The following is a 26852-nucleotide window of genomic DNA, read 5'->3' on the forward strand; positions in this document are numbered from 1 at the left end:
TAATGTCATTTATGAAAGTTATAATAAAAATTATTTTCTCACCCTATCTCTTTCTATAAGTAAAAAGTGAAAACAATGGACACGGAGATACACAGAGAAAAAAAGACTATACATAGAAGTCTCAGCGAATCTCTAATATAATCTCTGAAAACCCCTGTGATCTCTGAGTCTCCGTGTTAAGATTTTCTGTATTCTATGTTTAAAAAAAAGTTGCTCTTTAAATAAAGAGCAACTAACGTTTAAGTTAAAGTAGAAATTTCTACTTTAGAATTTAATTCTTTTATGGTTTTTAGTAATGCCGGCAGCATTATAGTTAATGCTATAAGATCTGATATGGGTCTGCTTAACCATACCCCTTTCATCCCAAGAAGGTTTGGGAGCATAAAAATTATCGGGAATATAATTATCACTTTTCTTAAAAGGTTATAAGTGAATGCTCTTCTGGCATCTCCCATAGCTCTATAAACTCCTGAAATCATAATAGTCATTATCATAACCGGGGCAAGGATAAACCCGTATCTCAAAGCCTCTATTCCTAACTCAATAGTTTCGCTGTCAGTAATAAAACTTTTTATGACTAGCCCAGGGAATAATTGAATTAAAAAAAATATTCCTAAGGATATTAAAGTACCGCTTTTTACAGCAATTTTTATTGCTTCTGAAACTCTAAAATATTTTTCAGCACCTAGGTTATGGCTTATGATTGGCTGTACTCCTGCTGAAATGCCTGAACTAATCATCAAAACAACAGAGTGGATAGTCATATATATCCCATAAACAGCTACTGCTGTAGTACCTCCTAAAACTATTAATTTCATATTGAAGATATCTATTAATGCCCCATTTGCAAATGGAATTATTGCTGTAGCTGCACCTAATTTCAAAATATTTATTATTATTTTAAAATCAAATTTTAAATCCTTTAATTTTATTCTCATTAACCCATTGTTTCTAGACATAAAGTAAGTTATCATCCATAGGGGTAAAATACTGGCTATCAAACTAGCTATAGCTGCTCCTCTAACTCCTAAATCCAATGGAAATATAAAGATATAATGTAAAACTATATTCGTCAAAGAACTGGCTACTGCAGTCAATAAAACTAATTTTGGATAACCTTGAGCTCTTATGGCATTGTTAAAGCTTAGTGTAATAGTGTTAAAGAAGGAACAGAATAAAAATACTCTCCCGTAACTTATCGCTTCTTCTACCATTTTTAAATTATTACCATGACCTTTTAAAAAATATGGTAAAAACAATATCTGACCTACTATTACTACTAAACATAGAGTCAGAGTTAGAAAAATTTGATTTCCCAAGATTTTTCTCACCTTGTTTTTATTTTTTTCTCCCAAGGCTATAGAAATAAGTACTCCGCCTCCAGCACTAATCAGCACAGATATTGAGTTAGATACTCTAGAGAGTGGAAAAACTATTGCAACCCCTGCCAATGATTCTGTTCCCAGTTTATGACCGATAAACATAGTGTCTACTACAGAATACATAACTGTGACTACCATTCCTAATATAGCCGGTATAGAATATTCAACTAATAATTTCGTTATCGGTTCATTTTCCAATCGATTAGGCATTAAATACTCCTTTATTTAGTTTCTATCTTGGTAAATTCTGCTTCCATCTCAACTTCTACACCTTGGTTTATTTTATTTTTTACCCTCTCACCTTCAGTATCCCCTACTATACTCTTAAATTCAGATCTTTTATAGAAATATATAGCAACCAGCATAGCGATGATGTTGCTAGAAGATATGGCATACCATATGACCTTTTCTGTTTTACCTATAAAATATGGCAGCAGTAATAGAGTAGGTAGCCTAAATACCCAGAGTCTTGACATACTGAGATACATGGCTTTTTTTGTCTGCCCTGCACCCTGTAATGCTCCTGTAATTATAGGGAGGATAGCCAGTCCTATCAAACTTAAAGATATATATTTAAGATAGTCATTTCCCAGGTATATGATATCTTTGTTGGTAGAGAAAAACCTGACAATACTGCTTCCCCAAAATAACAGGATAGTAGTACCTGCTACAGAAAAAACAGCTCCCAAGACTGAACTCTTGAATACACACTCCTTAACTCTCTTTACATCATTATTTCCTATATTTTGACCAACTATGGAAGATACAGCTCCTCCAATTCCCATAGCAGGCATCACTATGAGTCCGTTTATCCTATTTCCAATTCCAAAAGCAGCCAGGGTTAACTCCCCATAAGTATTTACAAAACTATTAAGTACAACAAATCCCATAGCTATGGTTGCCTGCCCTATAGAGGCAGGAATTCCTAATGTTGTTAATCTTTTTATATAACTAAACTCCGGCTTCAGATCTTTCAACCTTAATTTCATAGGAGTATCTCTTATAAATAATTGATATACTATGTAAAATGACATTATAGCTCTAGCAAGGAGGGTAGCCAGAGCTGCCCCTTTTATTCCCAGGTCTAAGTAAAATATAAATATTGGGTCCAATACTATATTAATAGTTACAGATATAAGGCTGAGAATCATAGGAGAAATTGTATCCCCTTCTCCCTGTTTTATAGATGAATATACAAAACTGGCATACATAAGGGGAGCACCTCCCACTATAAGGATCAGATAGATATAAGCATTACTGTATATATCTCCTGTGGCTCCCATAACTTTTAATATATATGGTGTACTTATTATCCCACTTATACTGAGTAGTACAGAAAATCCCATAGCAAAACTTACCAGCTGTCCTGCTGTTTTTTTAGCTTCATCTATTTTCTCTGCACCTATATTCTGGGATATCAGGGTAGTGCCAGCTATTCCTATTCCCACCCCTAATGCCAGTTGTAAAAACACAACCGGCCAGGCCAAGGTCATAGAAGCCACTTCCACTGCACCTAATTTACTTAAAAAATATGTATCTGTCAGATTATACATGGTCTGTATAAGGTTGTTTAACATTATAGGGAGGGAGAGTAAGATTATTACCTTATACATATTCCCTTCTAATATCATCTTTCTTTTCTTCATTGTTTTCATAGATCACCTCGAATATAAGCTTTTTTTATACTATATATTCTACCACTAAAATAATTCCCTCTCAATACTGCTTCTTTTTATTTTAAAGGTTCACAATATTTTCTTTTAAGATCAATTAAAATAAAGAATACATATATATGTAACTTATCAAAAGGTTCATTTTTTAGGTTCATCTTTACTTATATTGAGACAGGGTGTCTTCTAAAAGAACCTTTATCTTTTTTCTAAGAGACAAAGGCTCTAAAATTTCAGCTTCATCATAAAACCTAGAAAAATATAAGGTAGCTTTTCTATCACTGGATTCACAGTAATATATATCTCCTTCTATCTTTACTAAAGTTGGTTTATAGTGACTTATCCTTTTGAACCAGATCTTTCCCTGGTCCGTTAATCTAACCTTTACAATATTCCCGTAGGACAAAAATGGGTCAAAGTTTTTATGTACCTTATCTATATAATCCATATCCACATATCTTTTATTTTTTCTAAATCTTATAGGAGTTACTTTGGATATCCTGGACAGGTTAAAGACACTGTATTGTTTTTTTTCATATATCCAGCAAAACAAGAAGTTGTTTTTCTCCTCAGATGTAACTTTAAAAAAATAAGGTTCTACTATATAATCATTCCCTAAGTGGGTTATCAAAACCTCCTCCTTCCTCTGTATAGCCTTTTGTATAGACTCATATTCAGAATAAAAAATTTTCCTCTCTCTCTTATAGTGGGGCTGGGATATATACGTTCTTATAAGATCTCTAAAATATTCCGATTCATTTTGTATCTTATTTTTGGGAAGTAGATTATCATAGATAAGCTGGTTTTCCTTATTTAAGTTAAACTGTATCTTTTTATTACCAGAACTCTTCTTAAATGGGTATTTATCCACACTGGTGTAGGAGCTGGTAAACAACCTGTTAAAAAAACTATTGATCTTTATATCAAAGTTCTCTATATCCCTAAATGTTATCTCATTGACAAAATTTGGGACGGTAAACCTTATTTTCTTATCACTCATAACTTTCCTCCAATATTATATTGATTTATACCTAAGTATATAGTAAAAACTAGTTAATTAAAAATCAAAGTGAAAAGATAAAGAATAGAAAGATAGAAGTTGTTCTATATTCTGTGATATTCGTGAGCTAGATAGAAAACAAAGTACAGGGAGTAATGGTTGCTTTTTCTACTGAGATAGCTTATAATAGAATGTAAAATTATAAATTAATTTATAAAAAATTTAATATAAACATTAGGAGGAACGTTGTGTCACAAGAATTAAAAAGAAATTTTTCAATAATCGCACATATAGACCATGGAAAATCTACCTTAGCTGATAGACTTATCCAATCAACAGGAACTGTTGCTGACAGGGATATGGAGAACCAGCTATTAGACAGTATGGACTTAGAAAAAGAGAAGGGTATAACAATAAAAGCCAATACTGTTACTATTAACTATAAAGCTAATGACGGTAAAACATATGAATTGAATTTAATCGATACACCTGGACATGTAGACTTTATCTATGAGGTATCTAGATCTCTGGCTGCCTGTGAAGGTGCACTATTAGTAGTAGATGCAGCTCAAGGTGTAGAAGCACAAACTTTAGCTAACGTATACCTGGCTTTAGAGCAAGACTTAGAAGTAGTACCTGTAATCAATAAGATCGATCTGCCTGCTGCTGATGTAGAAAAGGTTAGAAATGAAATAGAAGACGTTATCGGGATCCCTGCAGATGAAGCGGTTCTTACATCTGCTAAATCAGGTATAGGAATAGAAGATCTATTAGAAGCTATTGTTAAATATATACCTGCTCCTGCAAACAATGAAGGCGGTCCTTTAAAAGCTCTTATATTCGATTCACATTTTGACGACTATAGAGGAGTAATTACCTATGTAAGAGTTATAGATGGAACTATAAAAAAAGGGGATAAGATCAAAGTATTCTCTAACGATCACCAATTTGATGTTCTTGAATGTGGTATATTCTCTCCTAACATGAATCCTACTAATGTATTGACTGCAGGATCGGTAGGATATGTTATTACAGGTACAAAATCTATCCATGATTCACAGGTAGGAGATACTATTACTAGTCTTAAAAATCCATGTGAAACACCTCTAGAAGGTTATAGACAAGCTCAATCGATGGTATTTGCTGGATTATATCCAATATCTACCGATGACTATGAAGATCTTAGAGAAGCTATTGAAAAATTACAATTAAACGATGCTTCACTTACTTTTGAACCTGAAACATCATTAGCATTAGGATTTGGATTTAGATGTGGATTCTTGGGCCTTTTACATATGGAGATTATTGTAGAAAGACTTAGAAGAGAATATAATATCGACCTTATATCTACTTCACCATCAGTTGAATATAGAATCCATAAGGAAAATGAACCAATGTACACTATAGATAACCCGGAAGATTTCCCTGGAGGCGGACAAGGAAAGGTAATCGTAGAAGAGCCATATATCAAAGGTAATATCATAGTTCCAAAAGACTTTGTCGGTGGAGTTATGGAATTATGCCAGTTAAAAAGAGGAACATATGTCAGTATGAACTATATAGACGATACTCGTGCTATGATTACATATGAGCTGCCCCTTGCAGAGATAGTGTTAGATTTTTATGACAAATTAAAATCTAGAACTAAGGGATACGCTTCATTTGAATATGAAATGATAGGATATAGACCTGGAAACCTGGTAAAAGTTAACATCTTAGTGTCTGGTGAAGGTGTAGATGCATTCTCATTTATTGCACATTCAGACCATGCCCAGGCCAGAGGAAGGGTAATCGTAGAAAAATTAAAAGAAATTATTCCAAGACAGCAATTTGAAATTCCTATTCAAGCTGCACTGGGAGCTAAAATAATAGCAAGAGAAACTATTAGAGCATTTAGAAAGAACGTTACAGCTAAATGTTATGGTGGAGATATAAGTAGAAAGAAAAAATTATTAGAGAAACAAAAAGCCGGTAAGAAGAGAATGAAACAGATAGGTAATGTAGAGATACCACAAGAAGCATTTATCTCAGTTTTAAAATTAAGTGACTAAATATAAAATTATAACTAGCTGATATCTATCGGCTAGTTTTTTTTGAAATAAAATAAATTTAGGTATTTCATCCATTATATAGTAAACTAATATTAATCAAAATATGAGGGGGAAATATATGAATTCAAGAATTGATGAAATTATAAAAAAACTGTCTATGTATGAAAGAGCTGAAGAAGTTGGTACATTTTTAAAATTACACGATACTGTTATCCATGAATTGCATATAGAGTTAGACCGTGCCTATGATATCATTCCAAAAGAGGAGATCGAATCAGATATAAAAGATTTGGAATCATATTTAACTGAGATCACTGATCATCATAAGAAGGAATTACTTCATGAAATTATCGCCTATATAGAGAAAAAAGTCTAAAATCTAAAATGTAAGGGAGTTTTAATTATAGCTATGAATACAAAAAAATCTAAACCTGAAGTAACTTATAAGGAAAAACAATTAATTTTTTCTATGCTAAATAAAATATCACTCTTTGGTGGTTTAACTGCCGGAGAACTAGAATGTCTTATACCTATGCTGACTACAGCTTCCTTTAAAAAAGGAGAATCTGTCTTCACCCAAGGGGAGTCACCAAATAATATCTTTATTATCCAAAGTGGTGAAATTAAAATAGTTAAGCAGCAGGATGACGTTGAAATTGAATTAATCCGGTTTAAGGAGGGTAATTTATTTGGTGAAACTGAACTTATTGGTATTTTCAAATATATTGCTTCTGCTATCGCCTTAACAGATGTAAAGTTACTTGTGTTTTCTAAATCTGCTCTTTACTCTCTGCACAGTAAAAACATGAAGTTATTCAGCAAGATAATTTTAAATGTCGCTCGTGAATCTTGTCGAAGAACTGCTAAAACCGATGAATATTGGTTGGATGAAATGGTTAAGTTAAGAAAAATCCACAAAAAATAGATATAAGTTGTCACATATATATTTTCAATATCAAAGTGGTAGATATCTCTGCCACTTTTTTATGATTAAAAAAAAATTTTAAATAGGAGTTTAAAAAATGATAAGTAAAAAAATAAAAATAACAGCTTTGTTGAGTCTGGCTATATCCATAAATAGTTTTTCAATAGATGTCTATACACCAAAAGCTCCCCCCAGCATACCTATGCTCCCTATGAAAGATGACGTTGCACTCCATTATTATCAGGATGTCCATACAGAAATCATTCCGAAACTCATTAAGAATCAAGATGGGGTCTATGTCATTCCCACTAATCTAGGTGAAAATTTAAAAAAGAAAGGTATTGAATTAGAACTATTGGGAGTAACCAGTCAGGGGCTTATCTCCATAATATCCAATAAAAAAATAGATAGTATAAAAGACCTGGACGGAAAAAATATCCTTATTGGAGCTCAGGGTTCATCCCCTGATATAATTTCAAAGTTCTTATTTAAAAACAATGATATATCTCCTGTGATCACCTATAGAACCACTCCTGAAGTGGCTAAGCTGATGATCCTTCAAAAAGGTGAGAATGCTGTCCTTCCTGAACCTATGGCTACTTTGGTTCTTGAAAAAAATTCAAAATTGATCAGAAGCGTTGTGTATAAGGATGAGTGGGAAAAAGTAACTTCCCTTTCTGGAATCCCCCAAGTAGGGCTTTATACTACCAGTAAATATAATAAAACCCACTCCAAAGAGATAGAAACATTCATAAATGACTATAAAAACAATCTGAAAGAACTAGAGAAAGATCCCAATGAATTTATAGATCTGGCCCAGGTTAATTTCAATATTAAACTGAGTGATAGCGGATATGAAGAATCCATAAAATATATGAACCTAACCCTTATCGATGGGAAAAAGGGAGATCAGCTGGTAGAAGAATATACAAAAATTTTAGGAGAGAATAGATGAGAAAAAAATTGATTCCCATCACCGTATTTTTAGTTTTATGGGCTGGGATCTCGACTAAGGTATCTCCTCTGGTTTTACCTTCACCTCTACGGGTTTTTTATACCTCATTATTTTTATTACAAAATAATTATAGTGAGATCTTTATCACCCTGGGCCGGTTAGGGATCTCTCTCATTCTGACCTACTTTATAGGGATAATTCTGGTTCTGGGGATAGTATCTTCTAAAAATCTTAAGATCTTCATTCGGCCTATATTACTTTTTATGCAGAGTACTCCTATAATTTCATGGATCTTACTGGCGTTAATTTGGTTTGATAACAAGTATATTCCGATATTTATAATCTGTATCAATACTATCCCCATCCTGGTGTTAAATATAGTCAGTGGAATGGAGGGAATCGACAAGAAGATCTTGGAGATGGCAGATATATATAATATCTCTAAAAAAGATTGTTTCTTTAAGATACAGCTCCCATCCCTTATCAGATATCTTCTTCCTGCCACCGAGATCATCCTCGGGTCATCATTTAAGGTGATCATCATGGCAGAGGTCATCTCCAGGGTCAGCGGCGGAATTGGGAACGGTTTGAATATCGGATGGCTCAATATAGAAACAGATACAATTTTAGGATGGACTCTTATAATATATATTCTCAGTTTTCTCATCTCAAAATTAATCTTAACATCTTTAAAGAGCCGATTTAGGAGGTACTTATGATTGAGTTAAAGAATCTTTCCCTCACTTTCCACGGGGAAAAAATCTTGGATAGGATCACATATAAATTTAAAAAAAATAAGGTCACTGCAATCTTAGGACCTTCTGGAGGAGGAAAAACAAGTCTCTTTAATATCATTGCCGGATTAGAGATAAATCATACTGGAGAAGTGGTTAAAAATTTTGAAAATGTAGGTTATATATTTCAAGAGGACCGACTCCTCCCCTGGGAGAGTGTAATAGAAAATTTAAATATTATACCTGGAGCTACTGAGAAAAAAATATTAAATTTACTGGAACTTCTACACATCCCCCACAAGGCAGATCATCTGGTTAAAAATTTAAGCGGCGGTGAGAAGCAAAGGGTTGCAATAGCCCGTGCTTTTTTATACGATACAGAGTTAATATTGATGGATGAATCTTTAAAATCTTTAGATTTTTCCCTAAAGATCAAATTAATTGATCTGATAACCTCCCTCCTGGAAAAATATTCAAAGACACTCATTATGATAAGCCATGATATAGATGAAATTTTACTCATGGCAGACGAAGTTATTATATTTTCTAAAAAACCAACTGTTATAGAAGAAGTTCTTACCATTGATTTCCCAAAATCTAAAAGAACTCTGTCTTCAAAAGAATTAAAAATATATAAAAATAAAATCTATGATGCGATCCTTAAATAAGGATCGTATCTCTTATAATTAGGAGTGTGAAGTCATGCAAAATATTTTAATATCATTAATTTTAGGCATTTTAATAGGTTCTACAGTGAAGTTTTCTGATAGGATGAAAAAATTTAATGGTGTATTTCAGCATCTAGGAGTAATTGTTTTATTGTTTGCCATTGGAATCACTATAGGAATGAACCGGTCATTACTCAGTAATTTAAATGAAATAGGCGGCATCTCCCTTATCTTTGCTTTTCTCACTTCGCTATTCAGTATTATTTTAGTATTTTTTATGAGTAGAATAATAATTAAAAGGAGGAACAATTAATGACACTATCTATAGTAGCTTCTGTTCTAACAGGTATTTTAGGGGGATATTTTCTTATTCCTGAATCCTTTACCCCACATATCGATACCCTTATAGACTCAGCACTTTATCTTTTAATATTTTGTGTAGGAATAGATATAGGATTAAATAAGCACATTTTTAAAGATCTAAGAAAACATAGTTTAATTATTTTGATAGTTCCAACTTCTATAATTGCAGGGAGTTTAATAGGAGGACTTATTAGTGGTTATATCTTTCATATACCCACTAACTTAAGTTTGGCCATTTCCTCTGGTTTTGGATGGTATAGCCTTTCTGGGATCATCCTCACGCAATTACACAGTGCAGAGATAGGCACTATAGCCTTTTTAACCAACATCTTTCGAGAACTTATCACTGTGGTTTCTATCCCATTCATTGCAAAATATTTAAATGATTATACTGCTATAGCTCCTGCTGGAGCTACTTCCATGGATTCTACTCTGCCTATAATCTCCAAATACACCAACCCGGAAACTGTTGTTATAGCATTTATCAATGGAATTTTATTGTCTGGATTAGTACCTATCTTAGTTCCTTTTTTCTATACTCTCTAAACAGCTTTAATAAATTTTATTTTTTTATTGACCCTCGTGTAACACTAGGGTATATAATTTTCTCAAATAGGAAAATTCCTATTAAAAATAGTAATGATCGGTCAGTTTTTAGAGTTTTTTTTAATGATAAAGAAAGTTATAAGCTCATACAACTTATCATTCATTACCGAAGGAGGAAAAATTATGAAAATAAAATATCAAATTGTTATGGGAATACTAGGTGCAGTTATTGCATTTCAACCAATTCACGCATCAGAATCTGCACCTTCAGCATTTGGTTTAGGGTTTGATGTACAAAAATTTTATAGACCTTTTACATCAAAAGAAATTACATCTGAAAATCAACAAACATGGCCTTATTACAAATCTGTTAGTTCTCATTGGGATACCTATGCTGCTCACGGGACATCAAAGATTAAACACTCAAATAACCCTGCTAAACTGACAGTTGCAAAAAATGATAAAAGTTTTAATCTAAATATAGAATTTAAAGATGGGAAAAGTTTTATTCAATCATTCCAAGATACTCAGGTTAAAGGATTTATTGTTATGAAAGACAATAACATTATCTTTGAGTTTTATGACAATGGATTCATGACTGAAGATACCAACCTATTACAATCAGCTTCTAAAACCTTTGCAGGGGTCATCACAGGGCAGTTAGTAGATAAGGGGTTGTTAGCCCCAAATAACAAGGTAGAAAAATATCTAAAAGATTTTAAGGGGACTTCCATAGGAAAAGCTACTGTCCAACAGGTTCTTGATATGACTAGCGGGATACCTCAACTATTGGATTTCCACACACCTGGAGCTGAAGGTTACAATTTTGAAATTGAACAGGGATTGAAAAAAGGTAAAAGCATCGGTCACCGTAATGCTATAAAATCTTCTCAAAGCATAGCAAAACCAGGAAAAGAATGGAATTATAACGATAAAAATACAGATATATTGGCTTTACTGGCAGAGAAAGTAACAAGGAAGAAATATCCACAATTATTGTCTGAATTATTCGATTCTTTTGGAGCAAACTATGATGGATCTATTGCAAAAACAAGTGATGGAACAAGTTCCCCTTCTTATGGCATAAGTATAACAGCACGAGATTATGCTCTATTCCACCAATGGATTGCCCAAGGAAAAGGACCTGAGAGTTATTATAAATCAGCAATGGATACAAGTAAAACTGAATTTGGTCAAAATGAAACCGGAAAACTTCTTGGTACTGACATTACTTATGGTTCACAAACCTATTATCTAAAAGATGAGGATATTCTTTATTCCAGCGGTTCTTTTGGTCAAGTTGGATTTAGTGATATGAAAACAGGTACTTCAATTGTATTTTTACAGGACTGGGCAGTTAATGCAGAACTTGATAAATTTAAGAAAACAAGGGAACGTTCATTTAAAATCTTAGAGTATATAAGATCAAATAATATGTAAAATAAAAAAACAGACAGGAAAAATTTCCTGTCTGTTTTTTAATATTTTTAGGTTAAAAATATTTATTTACTATTTTGAACCTCTACCTTTAATACTCTTTCCTTCGTTCTTTCTAATTCCAGTTCCTGTTTTATTTCATTTTTAACCTTTATATTATTTAACTGTTCTTCTAATTTATCATACTTTGAGTTACTGGTATTTAAACTAGTTTCACCACTTTTCCTTGAAAAATAAAAGTGAAGCGTTTTCTCATTGAAGCTGCCATCTATTATTTCATTTTTAGACTCTGTATCACTTTTTAACATTATAGAATGAATCCCATCCAAAGGAATATTAACCACAAGAAGTCCTCCATAAATTTCACCATAAGGTTTCCCATCTACAAATACCTCTGCTGTTTCAACATTTGTTGTAACAATAATACTTCTTACCTCTTTAGTCGTGGCAGATGAACAAGCTGTCATAAATAAAACTACCAAACCTATTATAATATTTTTAATCTTCATATTTTCCTCCTAATTTTAACTAGTTGCTTCTAATTTTAATACTCTTTCTTTTGTTCTCTCAAGTTCTAGTTCTTTTTTTATTTCATTTTTTAATTTTATTTTTTCAAGTTCCTTACTTAATCTATCCACCTCTTCATCTTTTGAAGATTCCGAGTTATTTTTCATAGAGAAATCCGGCATATAATAATTTAAATTAGCCAGTCTTCCTGTCCCCCCTGATGGATAATCTACGATATAAGGAAGCCCGTAAGCAAATAGAAAATTCCAGGTTGACCAAGGGTTATATTCTCTCTCTAAATAAACAGTTTGAACATTTCCTTCATTCCCAACTTCCTTCAAAAGAACATATTCGTCCCCATTTCGACTTCGATTACTTGCATTAAAAGCAAATACTTTTCCTTCTCCGATAAATTTCTTTCCATCAACATAAGCTTTCACAGGTGTTGCTGATTGAATTGTAACAGTTTTCCTGGATGGTTCCATCATAGTCCCACAGCCTGTAAATAAAAACACTAAAATAATAAACAAATAATTTTTTTTCATTTCAACTCCTCTTTCCCTTTTTTTAGCTATCTTCCTCAAAATTTAATACTAAAATCCCTATATTTTGTCCTCAATAACTCAACTGCTAAAAACAACAATTATCCTTTAAGTATTTTTTAATAAAATAGACTTTTAAAATTTTACTATATATCCATTGGAAAATCAAGGAGTTTCAATTTTAACCCTTAAACACCTAAGAGTTTTTAATGAAATTTATTCAAAAATACTGTATAATAATATTATCACAAATAATAACTAGGGGGATTAACATGAAAAAACTAATATTACTTTTGACAATGATTGTTTCTTTAGCAACGACTCATGAAGTGTATGCCAAGGGAAATTCCGGGAAGGATAAGCCTGAAAGAGAGAAACCTGAGAGGGATAAACCGGAAAGAGAAAAAACAGAAAGAGAGAGGCCTGAAAAAAATAAACATGAAAAGAATATAAAGGCAGAAGATGCTCAAAAAAACTGGGGTAAGTTAAAAGTTGAATATGAAGATTTGGATAAATCTGAACAAAAAGAAATAAAGGAAGAAATTACTACTAAAAAAATAATCAGAAATGAGATTAGAAGGGAAATAGAAAAAAATCCTGATCTGGACTTAAGTTCAATACCTCAATATGATCCAAATAACCCCACTGATCTGGAAAATTTGGTTGAAAAACTGATCGATGATTATTCTCCTGATAAAATAAATGAAGATACTTTAACAGCTTTAAAATTAGCAGGGATGAGTGAGCTTTCTATAAATAAGATAGAAACCTCTCTTTCAAAATATAACGAGAACTCGGAGATCTTAGAAGAAACTAGTGATGAAACGGATAGTTCATCTGAAGACACTGAAGAAATAGAGATATAATTTTTTAGGTCTATTTAATATTAAATTAAAATGTCTCTTAGAAAAATTCTAAGAGACATTTTTTATTATCTAGGAAATTATACCCGCAATGGCATCACCAAAATGCTATTACTTTACAACATAAACATAGGATTTTGAAATAAAAACCTTAATTATACTTATTTGGATGCAACGTCACGTTGCTTTTCTATTTTTTCAAACTGATCTTTATTTACAGCACAGAGGGGACAAATCCAATTTTCCGGAAGATCCTCCCATTTTGTACCCTTTTCAACTCCTGACTTTGGGTGCCCTATCTCTGAATTATAAACATAACCACATACTGTACATACCCATTTTTCCATTTAATCTCTCCCCCCTAATCTTATTTTTTATTAACTGTATCTATCCCCAATATTACCATCAAAATTACTCTTTTCCTATTTTTTTTATATTAAATTCTCTAACTGGATATAAATATTTTAAATAACTCTCACCCTTTAGCCATAATAAAAAAAGGCAGAAAAAATTTTCTGCCTCTTAAAATAGTTATTATTCAAAATGTTTAGATCTATAAATAGTGGACAAGTAAATTATCTATCAATTTTAATTTATTGGGAAAATCTCTCCGCATTTTTCATAGTTATCTATTTTTATATATTTTCCATCTCTGTATACAGCAGGCATTACCCTCCTCCCTTTAATAGCATCTATTAAATCTTTTTCAGTTTCAATATTATCTAAAAATTTTGTACAATATTTACCTATTGCATCGGTAGTATGACAGTCACTGGCAGCTGTAGTAGCTAAATTTAATTCAATAGCACTCTCAAAGGCGTTTAAGTTATTATAAGATTTTGTACTCCCATTGAAAGTTTCAATAGCAGTAAGGCCCTTTAAATTCTTCAAGTGTTTACCACACCCTCTGTTATTTTCCCTGAATGGGTGGGCAGCAATAGTAACTCCTCCCTTGGAGTTTACCAGATCTATCAATTCCTGGGCATAAAGTTTTTTTGTAGGGATCTCATCTAATCCAAAGACTAGGATATCCCCTTCATGAGTTAAAATTTCCGCTCCTACAAAGATCTTAAAATTATGTTTTTTCCCATATTGAGTAGCATACTCTTTGACTTTATTATTATCGTGATCTGTAATACATATTCCGTTGAGTCCCATTTTTTTTGCTCTTTTTACAATTTCTGGAATTTTAATGAAGCTGTCATCTGACCCTTCTATACAGTGCATGTGTGTATCTATAAACATTTTTTCTCCTTCTTCTAAATTTGATTAGTTTTTTCTGATTTATGACATAGAGATACATAATCTTTTCTATGTCTGATCTTTTATTTTTTCCATTAAAAAAATGGTTCAATAAAAACAGGGAGGTTCCTCCACATGTATATTGATAATTTCTATCTAATAAAGCCCCATAACAATGGCATAAAAATATGAATCCCTTTAGGATTTACTTTATAGAATTTTAAAGTTTGTATTAAAATATAAAGGATGATCTAAGCAGAAAAAAGTGAATAGGTATAGTTTTTAAAACTATAAGAAGAGAAGTAGGGAACAGAAATATCTCTAAACCGACCTTATCTATACTATCCATTTGCAATAGATCTCATAACTTCCACCGGAAGTTTCAACTAGTTGTCAGTTTCATTGAAATTTTTTCATGTTTCCTCCTAAAATGTTTTTTATTAATTCATTATGTCTTATTTTACAGTATATTTAAATGTAGTGTCAACATTATTTTTTAAAATTTCATTATAATGTATGATATAATGTTTAGATAGAAAAAATATTTATGACTAATCTCTGGAGGAAAATGTTTTGAGTTTAAAGAAGAGTGATTATATTAGAACCATTATTATTGGAATAATTGGTGGAATAGCTTTATTGATAGTAACTAGATAGATATAAAAATGTGGAAGAGTTTTAACTCTTCCACATTTTTATATCTATCTAGGAAATTATACCCGCAAGGGGATCACCAAGATGCTATTACTTTACAACATAAACATAGGATTTTAAGATAAGAACCTAAATTGTGCTTGTATGGATTGAATATCACGCTGTTTTTTTTTAATCTATCAATCCTTTTAAATTATTTTCAAAAAATCTTTTGAATCCATCTTCCATCTTGTCCTTATTTTTGGATTCATCCTCTATTTCTAAGTAATATCTCCCACTTTTAACCTCTTTAGACAGTGAGTCTATTGGGAACCCTGATAATCTTTTTTTATATGGCTTCTCTGAGATTATAAATTCCTCCGATGATATTTCAATTCCCTGATAACTAAATTCCGTTTCTTCATCTAAAATTAAATAAATAGCATTCTCATACCATCCTGTAATTTCTCCCCCATTTTTTCTGGCAATTTCAGAATAATGCTCAATCATCTCATCATCTGAAAGTTCTTTCCCGCCTACCCTTCTGACATTTACCCCGGGCTGGTCTTCACTTTTTAAACCTTCTAAATACAATCCTGTATCACAGGCAAAAACAGGAATTTTAAATTCTTTAAAATATCCTCTGGCTTTTTTTTCTGCATTCTCCAAGGGAGTTTTCCCATCTTCTATTATTTTTATCGATGTTTCCCCTGCCTCCTTCAGTCCAATTATCTCAATCCCCAACTCTTTAATCATCTCTTTCATATGATTAATTTTTGAACCATTGGTTGTTCCATAAAGTATTTTCATCTTTCCCCCATAGTTTTAATATATTTTTATTTTTTTACAACTATAACCATATGTTCAGTAGCATCTCTGTATTGCGGTTTCTCACAATATTCAGCTGCCGCTTTAATATAATTATTGTAAAGATCCTTTGATTTTTCTTTGACTTTTTCAATTTCAAGATTCATTCCAGAGATAAAACTCTCTGCACCGGCATAGGAAAGAATTTCAAAATTTGATTTTTGCATCTCCTTAATTGCCTGTGGCGGCGTAGTAAAGTGTACCGTTGTAAAAGCGTTTTTACTGTCTAATTTTAAATCTCCATCCAGCATCAATTTAAAATTATCTTTATCATGAAAACTATCTGACAATTCATACAAACTTGATTTTAAAGTCCCCCAGGTATTTATATATGCAAATATAGCAATTCCATCTTTTTTCAAAATCCGATGAACGTTATTTTGAATTTTTATCCTATCACTTTCCTCATGGATGTGGTACATGGGTCCTAAAACCAAAATTGAATCGAAGTGGTCATCTACAAACCGATCTAGATCTAAAGCACAGCTGCAATAAAACCCATTGGAAGTGAGCCCATGATTTTCAAATTGATCTTTCGCTATATCTAATTCTGCCTGTGAAAGATCGAGAAGGGTCATATTATATCCTAGCTTTGCAAGTTCAACTGAATACCGTCCGGGACCCGATCCGATATCTAAAATATTTCCCCTGTCAGGAAAATACTTTCTTATTAAAAACATAGTACTTTCAAATTCCACAAGGCTGTACGGGTTATTTAACCTTTCTAACTCATGAACAGCTATTTTATCATAATATTCTGTAACTTCATTTTTCATCTTCTTCCCCCTTAATTTTCTCTTTATTGATCTGTCTAAATTAAAATATCATATATAAGAATTTTATTATTTTAAAATTTATTAGAGTATACTACATAAAAAGTAAACTTTATCTTTTTTTATTTAAATATATTAAAAGGAATTTTTCTTTTTCTTTATATAATCTATTTATAAAATTTATTTTATGCGAAGTATAGTTCTATAGTAAAATTTATCGTTTTATAATTTTTTCCCGGGAGGCTTTATGAGCAAATTATTATTATTCCCTGTTATACAATCAGATAAAAATAAACTTGATCAGGCATATGAAGTTGCCCAAGACTTTAAGGCTGTATATGAAGGTAAAGACATTTGGGTCCCCCAGTTTTTTCAATATGATGGAGCCAGCATCCCGTCTCTGGCATGGCAGGTAATTGGTACTCCCTTTAACCCTCATTTTATGGAAGCAGCCGTTATACATGACTGGCTTTATCACACCCACCAGCTGGATAAAAAAGACGCAGATAAATTATTTTATAGAATTCTCTTGGAAAATAAAGTTGATCCTGTAAAAGCTGTTTTAATCCGTGAAGCAGTAGAAAAATTTGGTAACTGGTATTGGATAAATGACGAGGAAGACTCTAAATATATTCAAAAATTAAAAAACAAAATAATTCAAATTGGCAAAGACCCTTCAAAGTATGGAATATAATCTATTAAAAAATAAAGGAAGGTATTTACTATCTCCCTTTATTTTTATTTAATCATGATTTAAAGCTTCTACGACCTCTAACTTCGCCCCTCTGTATGCTGGAAATATACTGGACAAAAATATAATTATAACATTCGCTCCTATTATTAGAAGCACCTCTTTAAATTTTATTTCCACAGGAATTTTACTTAGGTTATAAATACTGGTTATTTCATTTATATTATAATTTTTTAGATACCATAATATTATACCTGAAACACTTAATCCAATAACTATCCCTAGTATCCCTAAAAATAAGCCTTCTATAATAAATATTCTCATTATATTTTTACCGGAAAACCCCATAGATCTCATTATTCCTATATCTTTTATTTTTTCTTTGACAGACATACTCAATATTACCCAGATTAAAAATCCCGCTATTATAACTATCAGGGAAAATACAACAACCATTCCACTTTTCTGTAGAGATAACGATGCCAATAAATTTCTGTTTAGATCTTTCCATGTTCTGGTAGAAAGACCTGTTTGTTCTGGGATCTGTAATGCTGTTTTATCTGCACTGTATATATCGTCTAAAAACACCTCTAAATCTGTTACTGAATCTCCTCCATAGGTTAAGATTTGAACTGCTCTTAGAGGACTATTATGATAGTTTTATCGTATTCCTCATAACCTGATTGGTATACTCCAACTATGGTCAGAGTTACCTGAATATTTTTAGAAGTAACTACGCTTACCTCATCCCCTAATTCTGCACCTAAGTCGTCAAAAAGTTTCTTTCCCATGAGAAATTCTGTGGGAGTTTTAGCATCCATAGTTCCGTAAACTACTTTTTCATTCAAACCCATGGTTTTTCTGGCTTCATGAAAATCCAGACCATTTATCCTTACCCCTGTTACATATGACCCGTGAGTTTGATTATATTTTAATATTCCCTGTTCTGTACTTTGAGGAATTACTCCTTTTACTCCCCTTATTTTTTCTATTTTTGATTGTAACTCCCTGTAATTTTCTATGGATTTTCCATTTTTTGTGACTATTATATGGGAAGTCATTGAAAAGATACTTTCCATCATACTTCTATCCAGCCCATTGGATATCCCAAGGGAAACTATCAATACTGTGATTCCTATCGCTACCCCAAACATTGCTACTACACTCTGTCTTTTTCTTTCAAAAATATGTTTTTTTGCTATAAAAAATTCTATCATATTTCAACCTCTATTCTTCTTATATATAGTTGATCTGGTTATTAGTAAAATATATTATTTATAATTTTTTTAGTTATTCCTTATCTTAGTCACTTCTATTATTCATGAATTATGATCGACTCCCATAATTCCAGTATCAAAACTATTAATACTATCTCTTCTCAAAAAAATTATTCCCTGTATAGTTTATACAACACTTCACAATTAAATTCAATTTTATTTAATTTTAACTTTTTTTTAACAAAATATAGGAGAAATAGAATTATAGACCTCCTAACAAAATATATTTTTATAATAGTTATATAAATCCAGATGTTTTTTTCACATAACTTAAAAAAAATACTTTCCTCAGTTTTAAACTATTCCAATTTTCAAACTTTTTTAACTTTTTCTTAATAATTTTTAATTCAATTTTAATTTAAATTATGTTAAGATTAATTGTCAACACAATTGCAGTAAAATATATTATTGAGGAGGATTTAATGGATTTTAGCAAATTTCAGAACAAATATATAATAGAAGGAACTTTATCAGTCTATTCCTTACACATTGGAAAATATAGAACAGAGGAAAATTTTGATTCTCCTACTATAAAATATTTAAATAACATAGCATATATTCCCGGGTCAAACTTTAGGGACCGTTTTCAATATAAATTAAAAACTTTAGTAAATTTAGGACTTACCCTTGAAGACAGAAAATTACATGTTTTAGATATCAAGGAAATCTTTGGAAATATCAGTACAAGAAAAAACTTTAACAATGTTGGAGGGAAGATCTATATAGAGGATCTTGTTATAGAACCAAATAAAAAAAATTCTACCTATAGTGATATAACCATAAACAAACATACAGGAATAGCGAGAAAAAGTAATAAATTTGATTATAATACCATTGAAAATTCAACTTTTAAATTAAATATTATTTTAGAAAATTTACAAGATTATGAGATAGATCTAATAAATATAGGATTAAATCTTATGAAAGATGATATGTTCGGGCAAAAAACAACCGGGCAAATCGGAAGGTGTAAATTAAATATTGACAGGGTAAAGTATATAACTAAAGATACTTTAAATGATTATTTATTCCACGGTAAAATGAAAGTCGGAACCCAGGAAATTCTAAATAAGGGTAAAGTAATTCTGAATATGGAAAAGTAAATTCAAAAAATTGACATGAGACATTAGTAGTACTCCATTCTAAAGAGATAACTAAAAACAACATGAAATATTGGCAAAGCAGGGGAAATCCTGTGACGCAAAGCTATAGGACCTTTAAAATGGTAGCCAGTTGCAGATCTTTCGAGACCTGTATTTTTTTTTGTATTAATATAGGAAAAATGTAAAAGCTCAGACTGAGCTTTTACAAAATTTATTCTACTAAGAGCGATATACAAATTAAGTTCCACAACGTAGTGAGGACTACAGCCCAAAAGCTCGTGGTTATTTTATCTCTACTTAGGAGCTATTTACAAAATTTGAGTTTTTCTTTTTCAGACTCACATTTAAAATTAAATTTAGTTACATTTAATTTTAATAATCGTGAATCGTAAACAGGGTCCGTTAAGGGAGAAACCCTTAGATTTTAATTTTTTTTATTTTTCCCTTATTCATATTTATAGAGGAATACATTTCAAAATTTGTGGTAACCAACAAAGGCACAATAATCAGAAGCGCTGTCAAATCAGAAATATATGATAAAGCCTTCTGTATAGATAAATTTTATTATTCTGAAATAAAAGGAATAGGATGGTCTGATTTTAGATTTAAGCCACATATGAAAATCAAAATAACAAATAAAAAATATCACTGCAAAGTTTATCCCTTTGGGCTCGGCATTAAAGAAAAAGAAGCCAAATTACTGACACAAATGATTGAAAATAAATTAAAATAAAGGAAAATTGTAAAACAATTTGAAATTAATTTACATAGAAGTAAAAACAGCTGGGGAGGAAGGGGTGGATAAATCTCGTGGATCCCAGAGGATGGTTTCAATGGTATTGCAGATATTATTATAGGAAAAGGAGGACAGAGGACAAATTAAACGGGGGAAGGCTATGAAAAAACACCTAGGAGCAGTTCTATAGACCTTGACTGCAGAGTAAAACAGAGACAAGCACTCCTACATCAGGCTTATGACAGCAGAAAGATCTAAAGTTCAAAAACTAATCTCTCTAGAAAAATTAAGGACTCTGGAAATAAGTTAATTCATCAAAAAATTTATAACAGCTAAAAAAAGGAGCCGATTATGAAGGATTTAATGCCACTCTTTGAAATGGATAAAATTATTAACATACTTACCAAAATCTCTATCTTTGGAGGTCTTAACGATACTCAGCTCTATAAAATTTTTAAGATATTAAAAAAAGTAACATATAAAGATAACGAGTTTATTTTTAAACAAGGTGAAGCACCTACTTATATCTATATAATACTCAGAGGAAAAATAAGACTGATTGAAGATATAAACTATAGCAGTTACCAGCTCTTTGAATTTGCAGAGGGAAGTTGTATTGGTGAAGAATCCGTAATTGGAATTCAACCACACACACTATCTGCAGTAGCTGTAGGAGATATAGAGTTAGCTGTGATTCCTAAAAACTCATTTTTAAATTTCTATCACACTGATAAGGATCTTTTTTGTCTATTAATCCTAAACATAGCCAGAGATATTTCTCGCAGACTTAAACAGACAGACGACCTTCTTCTCCATTATATAGATAAAACAGATAAAGTATCCCAATCTGATTAACAAACAAATTATGAAAACTTTAAATTTAAATGAAAGGACACTAAATTTAGTGTCCTTTCATTGCTTATTTCCGTGTTTCTGTAGGAATATCTGCAAGATTTACCTGTGATAATTTTAAATAGTCTAACATTCTTTTGAACAATAAATACATCCATTAGATTGTGAAAATATTTGTTCAGCTTTTTCCACGGCATCTTCATAGCAATCAAAATTTCCAAGATATTCTCTATTTGCTGGGCTAGGTAATCTTTTACAATCCTCCCTGTGGACTTCATGGTCTCCATTGTCTCGGGCATCTTTATCAACATAGTAATTAGAGCTTCTTATCTCACTCATACCTTCTACCTCCTAATTTTATAAATAGTAAGTTAGTTTTAATATATATAAATATTTTTTTCTTCCTTCTTTTTAAAACTAAAAAAAAAATTTACAGAACTCTTTTTTTTCCTGAAAAAATATAGTATTATAGTGTCAACCAAAGGAAGAAATTTCCTAAAGCAACCTGATATTTCGAAGATGGCTAGAGGAAAAACTTCTTAATAAATTTACAGAGGAGAAAAGCTTATGGACTTGGATGAATTAGAAGAGGTTATGACACCAAAGGATTTTGAAGATTATATGGATCTCTGTGACGCAAACGATGAGATCTATACACCCCAATGGTTTATAACTGAGGAGATGAAAAAGGAAATTCTTGAAAAATATGGGCTGGATGATCCTAATGATCCCTATGAAATGGAGTCTCACGAGGACGAGGATTACTATTACGAAGATGATTATTAAAAAGAGGTTTTTTTTAACCTCTTTTTGTTTATAAAATTTGATTATTCTTTTGATAAATTTAATTTATTTATTTTATTGACATCTATTTATAGTTATGGTATTTTAATATGCTTCAAAAATATAAGTTGATTAGGAGTAGAAAAAATGAAGAAAATAATAATGATATCTGTATTATTAATGTCTGTTTTCATGGTTAGTTTAGGTAAAACAAAAAAACAATCATTGGAAGGAAATGCTGGTTATATGAGTTATAAAAACAATCCTGAAAATAAAGAAAATCCTATTAAAAATACACCCTTAAACTCATATATTTTTAGAAAAACTACAAAAGTTTCAAAATAAATTATGAATCCACTAAAAAAATAAGGGATACATCCCTTATTTTTTTAGTTTTTTATGCAAAATTATCATAAAAGATATCTCTTATACCATTATGATTGAGAATGTTATTACAAGCCCCAATCATCCCCGGACTTCCACACAGAAACCCTTCCCTATGTTTAGAAGGATCAATTTTAGTTTTTAAATATTTGTCCAAAACATCAGTGATTAAGCCTTTTTCACCATCCCAATCCTCATCAGGCGGACAATTTGATAACGCAGGAATAAAGTGAAAGTTGGGCCATTTTTTTTCCATCTCCTGGAATTCTTTAAGTAAAAATAGATCTTTTGTAGTTCTGGCTCCAAAAAAATACCAAACTTCTCTGTCAATTTCTCCTTTTTCCAACATGTCATGGAACATAGACTTAAATGGAGCCATCCCAGATCCCCCGGCAATACAAACCATGGTAGAGTTACAGTCTGATTTTTCGAATTTACCAAAGGGTCCTATTAATTTTAATTCATCTCCTACTTTCATATAATTATGAACCCATGTGGTAGCTATTCCATCTGGAATCAGCCGAATTAACATGGCAATCTTATTTTTTTCCGAAGGTTTAGAAGAAATAGAATAAGCCCTTTGAGTGTATTCTTTTATTTTTCCATATGGAGGAACAACTAATTGAATATATCTTCCAGAAACAAAATCTATAGATTCATCTCCTATAGATACGATAACTTCTTTAATGTCATAGGTTAGATCATTGATCTCTTCAACAACACCGGAAAATTCTTTTGCATTGAATAATTCTTCCGGGATATACATATCCAGGTTTTTTTTGACCTTAATCTGGCACGCTAACCTTGTATTTTTATCGATCTCTTCATCGGTTAGATAGGGTTTTTCAGTGGGAAGGACAGGTCCTATATCTGTGGGAATTTCACATTTACAGGATCCACAGCTCCCCCTTCCTCCACAGGCAGAAGGAATAAAAATTCCTTCTGAAGATAAAGTTGTTAGGAGTTTATCCCCTCCTTTTATATTTATCACTTTTTTACCTTTATTAATATTAATTTCTACGTCTCCATAGTCATTGAGATGTTTGTCTAATATAGAGATAACAAGAGCAAGCAAGGCCGCAAGAAGTGCAACGATAATTGGTGCAATTAAAAATTCCATAAACACTCCCTCCTTTTACTGAACTATAAGCATACCGGAAAAACCTATAAATGCCATGGCCATGAATCCAATTGTTATGAGTGTTATTCCTGCTCCCTTTAAACCTTCAGGAACAGGAGCTTTTAAAACTTTTTTTTGTATGGCTGCTAAAGAAACGATAGCAAGCCACCACCCCAGACCGGAACCAAGGGCAAAAACAAGACTCTGTATAAATGAGTAACCTCTAATCTCCATAAATAACGCCACTCCTAAAATAGCACAATTAACAGTTATTAATGGTAAGAAAATACCTAAAGCCATATAAAGAGCAGGAGAAAAACGATCGATAACCATTTCTAAAACCTGTACAGTAGCAGCAATAATTATGATAAAAACAATAAACCTAAGATATAAAAGATCAAAAGGTATTAATATGAATCTATATACAACCCAGTTTATAGCCGTTGTAATAGTCAGAACTGCAGTAACAGACATTCCAAGACCGTTGGCAGAATCCATATCTTTAGATATTGATATAAAGCTGCACATCCCTAGGAAGTTAGCTAATAAAATATTACTGGTAAATATTGAAGCAAATAACAAAACTAATGGATTAATATCTGGTGCCATGTAAAACCTCCTATTTTGAACTTTCTTTTGAAAGTTTGATGTTATTAATTATCCAAATAACGACCCCTAAGATAAAAAATGCACTTGGAGCCATAATCATTATTGTCCAGGTTTGAAATCCTTCTGGCATGATCTGTATCCCAAATAGCGAGCCAAAACCAAATAATTCCCGGATAAAAGCTATAGCCATCAGGACCCACATATATCCTATCCCTGTTGTTATCCCATCCCAAAGAGAGATCAGCGGCTTATTTGATTGGGCAAAAGCTTCTGCTCTCCCCATGATAATGCAGTTGGTGATGATCAAACCTACATAGGGCCCCAGAGATTTACTGATGGCCGGTAAATAAGCTCTTAACAGTAAATCTACTATAATTACAAAGAAAGAAATTATAAGGGTCTGTATGATCATACGAACTTTACCGGGGATGAGGTGTTTTATGCTGGATACAGTAAAATTAGTCAATCCAGCAACAAACACTACAGAAACAGTCATTATAAATGTATTTGTTAAACTATTAGTAACTGCCAATGTCGAGCAAATCCCAAGGATTTGAACAAAAACAGGGTTATTATCCCATAAATTTTCTCTAAAGATACCTTTATATTTATTCATTCCCTGCCTCCTCTCTCAGACTTTTTATCTTTTGATTTATCATAACTTCTATAGAATGGCTGGTTCTGGTAGCTCCAACAATGCCATCTACGATTCCATCATTAGAATTATAATTCCCGTCTCCACTCCCCTGTACCACTTTAATTTTATCTTTATTAATAGTCTCCCCCTGAAATTGCTTCAAAAACCACTCCTCTTCAATACGTCCTCCTAAACCAGGAGTTTCATTATGTGAGATAATATCTATCCCTTTTATAGTTTTTAAATTTTTTTCCATGGCGATAATCCCATTTACTGTACCCCAGAGAGCTTTGCCGGAAAATTTGCTGACCAGTATATCTTTTCCATCAATTTTTGCTGTCATAATTTCATCGGTAGGAAGTTCTAAATTAAAGACCGATTTAAATTGTTCCTGAACCTCACGATCTTTAGGTTTTATACCAACGGCTTTTAAGATAGAGGAAATTTCATAATTTCTCTTATATTCAGAGACTCTATTTTTAGTCACAATATGGGTTAAAGCCAGGAAAAACACAAGTATAAAAGTAATAACAAATGAAAAAACAGCAGTATAGGTCATTGAATTTTTTTCCATCTATTTCACCCCTTTTAATTTCAACTTTAATTTCCCAATAGTTTCATCAAACAATGGAGCAAACATATTCCCTAATAAAATGGCATAACTGGTTCCTTCATTAAAAAGAGAATAAGTTCTAATTAGCGATGTACAAACCCCAATGAGTAGTCCGTATAAAATTAATGAATTATTTTTTTTAGGTGAAGACACAGGATCCGTAACCATAAATACAGCAATAAACAAAATACTACCAGAGAATAGACTATAAATAGGGTTAGCTCCTCCTAAATTCATAAAATAGAGGATAGATTGCATAATTAAAAATCCAATTATTGTAGAAATAGATGATTTATAACTTGCGGTTTTAGTATACAGTAAATAGATAAAAGCAATTAAAATAAGTATTATAGACCCTTCTCCAATAGATCCACTTTTAAAACCCGTAAACAAATTTAAAAGTGAAGGCAGTTCACCATCTTTCAATATTTCCAGGGGAGTTGCCCCTGCAAAACCATCAAGACCTCTCGGGTTTAACCACTGATTGACTGTATTTGGAAAAGAAATATAAATAAATAACCTTCCTACAATGGCCGGATTAAAAATATTTCTTCCAAAACCGCCATAAACCATCTTTCCAAGAGAAATTCCAAATATAATACCAATTCCCACAATCCACAAGGGAACTAAGGGGGGCATAGACAGGGCATAGAGGGTACAGGAGACCAGAACGGCTTCACTTACTTTCTTCTTTGCTTTTCGAACAAACAACCATTCGGTGAATATACCTAAGGTAAAAGTAACAATAAAAATTCCTATACTTTTAAAACCATATAAAAATATTGAAAAAACTAAAAGAGGGGTAAGAGAAATTAAAACTTTTCTCATAACTGCTTGTTTTTGAAACATATCTGTAACCTCCAGAGTAAATTATTTTTCTTACACCAAC

General features: G+C 31.8%; 32 protein-coding genes, 1 pseudogene and 1 riboswitch. Of the genes and pseudogenes, 16 read left to right on the forward strand and 17 right to left on the reverse strand.

Annotation, left to right across the window (positions count from 1 at the left end):
- Window positions 1-239: 239 nt before the first annotated feature.
- The 3 genes from NRK67_13280 to NRK67_13290 all read right to left on the reverse strand — a co-directional run bounded on the left by NRK67_13280 (window position 240) and on the right by NRK67_13290 (window position 4052).
- Window positions 240-1592 carry an MATE family efflux transporter gene (locus NRK67_13280; protein ID UUV18253.1) on the reverse strand — a complete coding sequence of 451 codons (1353 nt, stop codon included), beginning with the start codon at window positions 1590-1592 and terminating at the stop codon, window positions 240-242.
- A gap of 11 nt (window positions 1593-1603) precedes the next feature.
- Entirely contained in the window at window positions 1604-3037 is a 1434-nt protein-coding gene (locus tag NRK67_13285) for an MATE family efflux transporter (GenBank protein UUV18254.1), read from the reverse strand.
- Between the two features lie 175 nt (window positions 3038-3212).
- Window positions 3213-4052: a WYL domain-containing protein gene (locus NRK67_13290; protein UUV18255.1), complete on the reverse strand. Its 840-nt coding sequence runs from the start codon at window positions 4050-4052 to the stop codon at window positions 3213-3215.
- Between the two features lie 248 nt (window positions 4053-4300).
- Between NRK67_13290 and lepA the strand changes: the two genes are divergently transcribed.
- The 9 genes from lepA to NRK67_13335 all read left to right on the forward strand — a co-directional run bounded on the left by lepA (window position 4301) and on the right by NRK67_13335 (window position 11734).
- A complete protein-coding gene (gene lepA, locus NRK67_13295) occupies window positions 4301-6103 on the forward strand; it encodes a translation elongation factor 4 (protein UUV18256.1) in 1803 nt (600 codons plus the stop codon).
- A 118-nt stretch (window positions 6104-6221) separates the two neighbouring features.
- On the forward strand, window positions 6222-6479 hold the full coding sequence (locus tag NRK67_13300) for a hypothetical protein (GenBank protein ID UUV18257.1): 258 nt from the start codon (window positions 6222-6224) through the stop codon (window positions 6477-6479).
- 33 nt (window positions 6480-6512) lie between these two features.
- Window positions 6513-7028, forward strand: a complete 516-nt coding sequence (locus NRK67_13305; protein ID UUV18258.1) for a cyclic nucleotide-binding domain-containing protein — start codon at window positions 6513-6515, stop codon at window positions 7026-7028.
- Window positions 7029-7125: 97 nt separating this feature from the next.
- Window positions 7126-7983, forward strand: a complete 858-nt coding sequence (locus tag NRK67_13310) for an ABC transporter substrate-binding protein (GenBank protein UUV18259.1) — start codon at window positions 7126-7128, stop codon at window positions 7981-7983.
- Complete coding sequence (locus NRK67_13315) at window positions 7980-8702, forward strand: ABC transporter permease subunit (GenBank protein UUV18260.1); 723 nt, start codon at window positions 7980-7982, stop codon at window positions 8700-8702. Before NRK67_13310 ends, NRK67_13315 begins: the two co-directional genes overlap by 4 nt.
- On the forward strand, window positions 8699-9385 hold the full coding sequence (locus tag NRK67_13320) for an ATP-binding cassette domain-containing protein (GenBank protein ID UUV18261.1): 687 nt from the start codon (window positions 8699-8701) through the stop codon (window positions 9383-9385). The genes NRK67_13315 and NRK67_13320 overlap by 4 nt, the downstream gene beginning before the upstream one ends.
- 34 nt (window positions 9386-9419) lie before the next feature.
- On the forward strand, window positions 9420-9698 hold the full coding sequence (locus tag NRK67_13325) for a LysO family transporter (GenBank protein ID UUV18262.1): 279 nt from the start codon (window positions 9420-9422) through the stop codon (window positions 9696-9698).
- The gene (locus tag NRK67_13330) at window positions 9698-10294 is read left to right on the forward strand and encodes a lysine exporter LysO family protein (GenBank protein UUV18263.1); all 597 of its coding nucleotides are present in this window, start codon (window positions 9698-9700) and stop codon (window positions 10292-10294) included. Before NRK67_13325 ends, NRK67_13330 begins: the two co-directional genes overlap by 1 nt.
- 183 nt (window positions 10295-10477) lie before the next feature.
- Window positions 10478-11734 (forward strand): beta-lactamase family protein, encoded by a 1257-nt coding sequence (locus NRK67_13335; protein ID UUV18264.1) that lies wholly within the window; start codon window positions 10478-10480, stop codon window positions 11732-11734.
- A gap of 62 nt (window positions 11735-11796) precedes the next feature.
- Here the strand turns inward: NRK67_13335 and NRK67_13340 are convergent, their stop codons facing one another.
- Both NRK67_13340 and NRK67_13345 read right to left on the reverse strand, forming a co-directional pair.
- Entirely contained in the window at window positions 11797-12240 is a 444-nt protein-coding gene (locus NRK67_13340; protein ID UUV18265.1) for a hypothetical protein, read from the reverse strand.
- A 15-nt stretch (window positions 12241-12255) separates the two neighbouring features.
- The gene (locus NRK67_13345; protein UUV18266.1) at window positions 12256-12783 is read right to left on the reverse strand and encodes a hypothetical protein; all 528 of its coding nucleotides are present in this window, start codon (window positions 12781-12783) and stop codon (window positions 12256-12258) included.
- Between the two features lie 269 nt (window positions 12784-13052).
- Here NRK67_13345 and NRK67_13350 point away from each other — a divergent pair, with 269 nt between their 5' ends.
- Window positions 13053-13646 carry a hypothetical protein gene (locus tag NRK67_13350; protein ID UUV18267.1) on the forward strand — a complete coding sequence of 198 codons (594 nt, stop codon included), beginning with the start codon at window positions 13053-13055 and terminating at the stop codon, window positions 13644-13646.
- A 158-nt stretch (window positions 13647-13804) separates the two neighbouring features.
- On the opposite strand, the gene NRK67_13355 is transcribed toward NRK67_13350, so the two are convergent.
- The 4 genes from NRK67_13355 to NRK67_13370 all read right to left on the reverse strand — a co-directional run bounded on the left by NRK67_13355 (window position 13805) and on the right by NRK67_13370 (window position 17161).
- Window positions 13805-13990: a rubredoxin gene (locus NRK67_13355; protein ID UUV18268.1), complete on the reverse strand. Its 186-nt coding sequence runs from the start codon at window positions 13988-13990 to the stop codon at window positions 13805-13807.
- A 241-nt stretch (window positions 13991-14231) separates the two neighbouring features.
- Window positions 14232-14888 (reverse strand): PHP domain-containing protein, encoded by a 657-nt coding sequence (locus tag NRK67_13360; protein UUV18269.1) that lies wholly within the window; start codon window positions 14886-14888, stop codon window positions 14232-14234.
- A gap of 822 nt (window positions 14889-15710) precedes the next feature.
- Window positions 15711-16328 (reverse strand): hypothetical protein, encoded by a 618-nt coding sequence (locus tag NRK67_13365; GenBank protein UUV18270.1) that lies wholly within the window; start codon window positions 16326-16328, stop codon window positions 15711-15713.
- 26 nt (window positions 16329-16354) lie between these two features.
- On the reverse strand, window positions 16355-17161 hold the full coding sequence (locus NRK67_13370) for a class I SAM-dependent methyltransferase (GenBank protein UUV18271.1): 807 nt from the start codon (window positions 17159-17161) through the stop codon (window positions 16355-16357).
- Window positions 17162-17405: 244 nt separating this feature from the next.
- Here NRK67_13370 and NRK67_13375 point away from each other — a divergent pair, with 244 nt between their 5' ends.
- Window positions 17406-17852 (forward strand): DUF1353 domain-containing protein, encoded by a 447-nt coding sequence (locus NRK67_13375; GenBank protein UUV18272.1) that lies wholly within the window; start codon window positions 17406-17408, stop codon window positions 17850-17852.
- A gap of 48 nt (window positions 17853-17900) precedes the next feature.
- On the opposite strand, the gene NRK67_13380 is transcribed toward NRK67_13375, so the two are convergent.
- Window positions 17901-18437, reverse strand: a complete 537-nt coding sequence (locus NRK67_13380) for an FtsX-like permease family protein (protein UUV18273.1) — start codon at window positions 18435-18437, stop codon at window positions 17901-17903.
- 50 nt (window positions 18438-18487) lie between these two features.
- Window positions 18488-19066 (reverse strand): ABC transporter permease, encoded by a 579-nt coding sequence (locus tag NRK67_13385; protein UUV18274.1) that lies wholly within the window; start codon window positions 19064-19066, stop codon window positions 18488-18490.
- A gap of 482 nt (window positions 19067-19548) precedes the next feature.
- On the opposite strand from NRK67_13385, the gene NRK67_13390 reads away from it, so the two are divergent.
- From NRK67_13390 to NRK67_13400, 3 genes and pseudogenes are all read left to right on the forward strand, one after another.
- Window positions 19549-20229: an RAMP superfamily CRISPR-associated protein gene (locus NRK67_13390; GenBank protein ID UUV18275.1), complete on the forward strand. Its 681-nt coding sequence runs from the start codon at window positions 19549-19551 to the stop codon at window positions 20227-20229.
- Between the two features lie 62 nt (window positions 20230-20291).
- A riboswitch (cyclic di-GMP riboswitch) is annotated at window positions 20292-20367 on the forward strand.
- 654 nt (window positions 20368-21021) lie between these two features.
- A pseudogene (locus NRK67_13395) lies at window positions 21022-21223 on the forward strand (hypothetical protein).
- Between the two features lie 93 nt (window positions 21224-21316).
- Window positions 21317-21820, forward strand: coding sequence for a cyclic nucleotide-binding domain-containing protein (locus tag NRK67_13400; GenBank protein UUV18276.1), 504 nt, complete (start codon window positions 21317-21319; stop codon window positions 21818-21820).
- Window positions 21821-21943: 123 nt separating this feature from the next.
- Here the strand turns inward: NRK67_13400 and NRK67_13405 are convergent, their stop codons facing one another.
- Entirely contained in the window at window positions 21944-22156 is a 213-nt protein-coding gene (locus NRK67_13405; protein UUV18277.1) for a hypothetical protein, read from the reverse strand.
- 228 nt (window positions 22157-22384) lie between these two features.
- Between NRK67_13405 and NRK67_13410 the strand changes: the two genes are divergently transcribed.
- Together NRK67_13410 and NRK67_13415 are read left to right on the forward strand one after the other, a co-directional pair.
- A complete protein-coding gene (locus NRK67_13410; protein ID UUV18278.1) occupies window positions 22385-22603 on the forward strand; it encodes a hypothetical protein in 219 nt (72 codons plus the stop codon).
- A 144-nt stretch (window positions 22604-22747) separates the two neighbouring features.
- A complete protein-coding gene (locus tag NRK67_13415; protein UUV18279.1) occupies window positions 22748-22945 on the forward strand; it encodes a hypothetical protein in 198 nt (65 codons plus the stop codon).
- 52 nt (window positions 22946-22997) lie between these two features.
- On the opposite strand, the gene NRK67_13420 is transcribed toward NRK67_13415, so the two are convergent.
- Genes NRK67_13420 through NRK67_13440 form a run of 5 tightly spaced genes read right to left on the reverse strand, consistent with a single transcriptional unit; the run spans window position 22998 to window position 26812 of the window.
- On the reverse strand, window positions 22998-24104 hold the full coding sequence (locus NRK67_13420; protein UUV18280.1) for a 2Fe-2S iron-sulfur cluster binding domain-containing protein: 1107 nt from the start codon (window positions 24102-24104) through the stop codon (window positions 22998-23000).
- A 15-nt stretch (window positions 24105-24119) separates the two neighbouring features.
- Entirely contained in the window at window positions 24120-24713 is a 594-nt protein-coding gene (locus tag NRK67_13425) for an NADH:ubiquinone reductase (Na(+)-transporting) subunit E (GenBank protein ID UUV18281.1), read from the reverse strand.
- A gap of 10 nt (window positions 24714-24723) precedes the next feature.
- Window positions 24724-25329: an NADH:ubiquinone reductase (Na(+)-transporting) subunit D gene (locus NRK67_13430; protein ID UUV18282.1), complete on the reverse strand. Its 606-nt coding sequence runs from the start codon at window positions 25327-25329 to the stop codon at window positions 24724-24726.
- Entirely contained in the window at window positions 25322-25924 is a 603-nt protein-coding gene (locus NRK67_13435; GenBank protein ID UUV18283.1) for an FMN-binding protein, read from the reverse strand. Before NRK67_13435 ends, NRK67_13430 begins: the two co-directional genes overlap by 8 nt.
- Complete coding sequence (locus NRK67_13440; GenBank protein UUV18284.1) at window positions 25925-26812, reverse strand: RnfABCDGE type electron transport complex subunit D; 888 nt, start codon at window positions 26810-26812, stop codon at window positions 25925-25927.
- Window positions 26813-26852 lie beyond the last annotated feature (40 nt).

This window comes from Fusobacteria bacterium ZRK30 (assembly GCA_024628785.1).
Lineage (GTDB): Bacteria > Fusobacteriota > Fusobacteriia > Fusobacteriales > Fusobacteriaceae > Psychrilyobacter.

Bases quoted from the DNA above. Each gene is read 5' to 3' on its own strand.
- NRK67_13400 (UUV18276.1), top strand. From the start codon at position 21,317: ATGAAGGATTTAATGCCACTCTTTGAAATGGATAAAATTATTAACATA.
- NRK67_13415 (UUV18279.1), top strand. From the start codon at position 22,748: ATGAAGAAAATAATAATGATATCTGTATTATTAATGTCTGTTTTCATG.
- NRK67_13280 (UUV18253.1), bottom strand. From the start codon at position 1,592: ATGCCTAATCGATTGGAAAATGAACCGATAACGAAATTATTAGTTGAA.
- NRK67_13340 (UUV18265.1), bottom strand. From the start codon at position 12,240: ATGAAGATTAAAAATATTATAATAGGTTTGGTAGTTTTATTTATGACA.
- NRK67_13310 (UUV18259.1), top strand. From the start codon at position 7,126: ATGATAAGTAAAAAAATAAAAATAACAGCTTTGTTGAGTCTGGCTATA.
- NRK67_13325 (UUV18262.1), top strand. From the start codon at position 9,420: ATGCAAAATATTTTAATATCATTAATTTTAGGCATTTTAATAGGTTCT.
- NRK67_13385 (UUV18274.1), bottom strand. From the start codon at position 19,066: ATGATAGAATTTTTTATAGCAAAAAAACATATTTTTGAAAGAAAAAGA.
- NRK67_13330 (UUV18263.1), top strand. From the start codon at position 9,698: ATGACACTATCTATAGTAGCTTCTGTTCTAACAGGTATTTTAGGGGGA.
- NRK67_13285 (UUV18254.1), bottom strand. From the start codon at position 3,037: ATGAAAACAATGAAGAAAAGAAAGATGATATTAGAAGGGAATATGTAT.
- NRK67_13305 (UUV18258.1), top strand. From the start codon at position 6,513: ATGAATACAAAAAAATCTAAACCTGAAGTAACTTATAAGGAAAAACAA.
- NRK67_13370 (UUV18271.1), bottom strand. From the start codon at position 17,161: ATGAAAAATGAAGTTACAGAATATTATGATAAAATAGCTGTTCATGAG.
- NRK67_13355 (UUV18268.1), bottom strand. From the start codon at position 13,990: ATGGAAAAATGGGTATGTACAGTATGTGGTTATGTTTATAATTCAGAG.
- NRK67_13440 (UUV18284.1), bottom strand. From the start codon at position 26,812: ATGTTTCAAAAACAAGCAGTTATGAGAAAAGTTTTAATTTCTCTTACC.
- NRK67_13425 (UUV18281.1), bottom strand. From the start codon at position 24,713: ATGGCACCAGATATTAATCCATTAGTTTTGTTATTTGCTTCAATATTT.
- NRK67_13390 (UUV18275.1), top strand. From the start codon at position 19,549: ATGGATTTTAGCAAATTTCAGAACAAATATATAATAGAAGGAACTTTA.
- NRK67_13405 (UUV18277.1), bottom strand. From the start codon at position 22,156: ATGAGTGAGATAAGAAGCTCTAATTACTATGTTGATAAAGATGCCCGA.
- NRK67_13300 (UUV18257.1), top strand. From the start codon at position 6,222: ATGAATTCAAGAATTGATGAAATTATAAAAAAACTGTCTATGTATGAA.
- NRK67_13410 (UUV18278.1), top strand. From the start codon at position 22,385: ATGGACTTGGATGAATTAGAAGAGGTTATGACACCAAAGGATTTTGAA.
- NRK67_13365 (UUV18270.1), bottom strand. From the start codon at position 16,328: ATGAAAATACTTTATGGAACAACCAATGGTTCAAAAATTAATCATATG.
- NRK67_13375 (UUV18272.1), top strand. From the start codon at position 17,406: ATGAGCAAATTATTATTATTCCCTGTTATACAATCAGATAAAAATAAA.
- NRK67_13335 (UUV18264.1), top strand. From the start codon at position 10,478: ATGAAAATAAAATATCAAATTGTTATGGGAATACTAGGTGCAGTTATT.
- NRK67_13435 (UUV18283.1), bottom strand. From the start codon at position 25,924: ATGGAAAAAAATTCAATGACCTATACTGCTGTTTTTTCATTTGTTATT.
- NRK67_13350 (UUV18267.1), top strand. From the start codon at position 13,053: ATGAAAAAACTAATATTACTTTTGACAATGATTGTTTCTTTAGCAACG.
- NRK67_13430 (UUV18282.1), bottom strand. From the start codon at position 25,329: ATGAATAAATATAAAGGTATCTTTAGAGAAAATTTATGGGATAATAAC.
- NRK67_13290 (UUV18255.1), bottom strand. From the start codon at position 4,052: ATGAGTGATAAGAAAATAAGGTTTACCGTCCCAAATTTTGTCAATGAG.
- NRK67_13420 (UUV18280.1), bottom strand. From the start codon at position 24,104: ATGGAATTTTTAATTGCACCAATTATCGTTGCACTTCTTGCGGCCTTG.
- NRK67_13315 (UUV18260.1), top strand. From the start codon at position 7,980: ATGAGAAAAAAATTGATTCCCATCACCGTATTTTTAGTTTTATGGGCT.
- NRK67_13345 (UUV18266.1), bottom strand. From the start codon at position 12,783: ATGAAAAAAAATTATTTGTTTATTATTTTAGTGTTTTTATTTACAGGC.
- NRK67_13320 (UUV18261.1), top strand. From the start codon at position 8,699: ATGATTGAGTTAAAGAATCTTTCCCTCACTTTCCACGGGGAAAAAATC.
- NRK67_13360 (UUV18269.1), bottom strand. From the start codon at position 14,888: ATGTTTATAGATACACACATGCACTGTATAGAAGGGTCAGATGACAGC.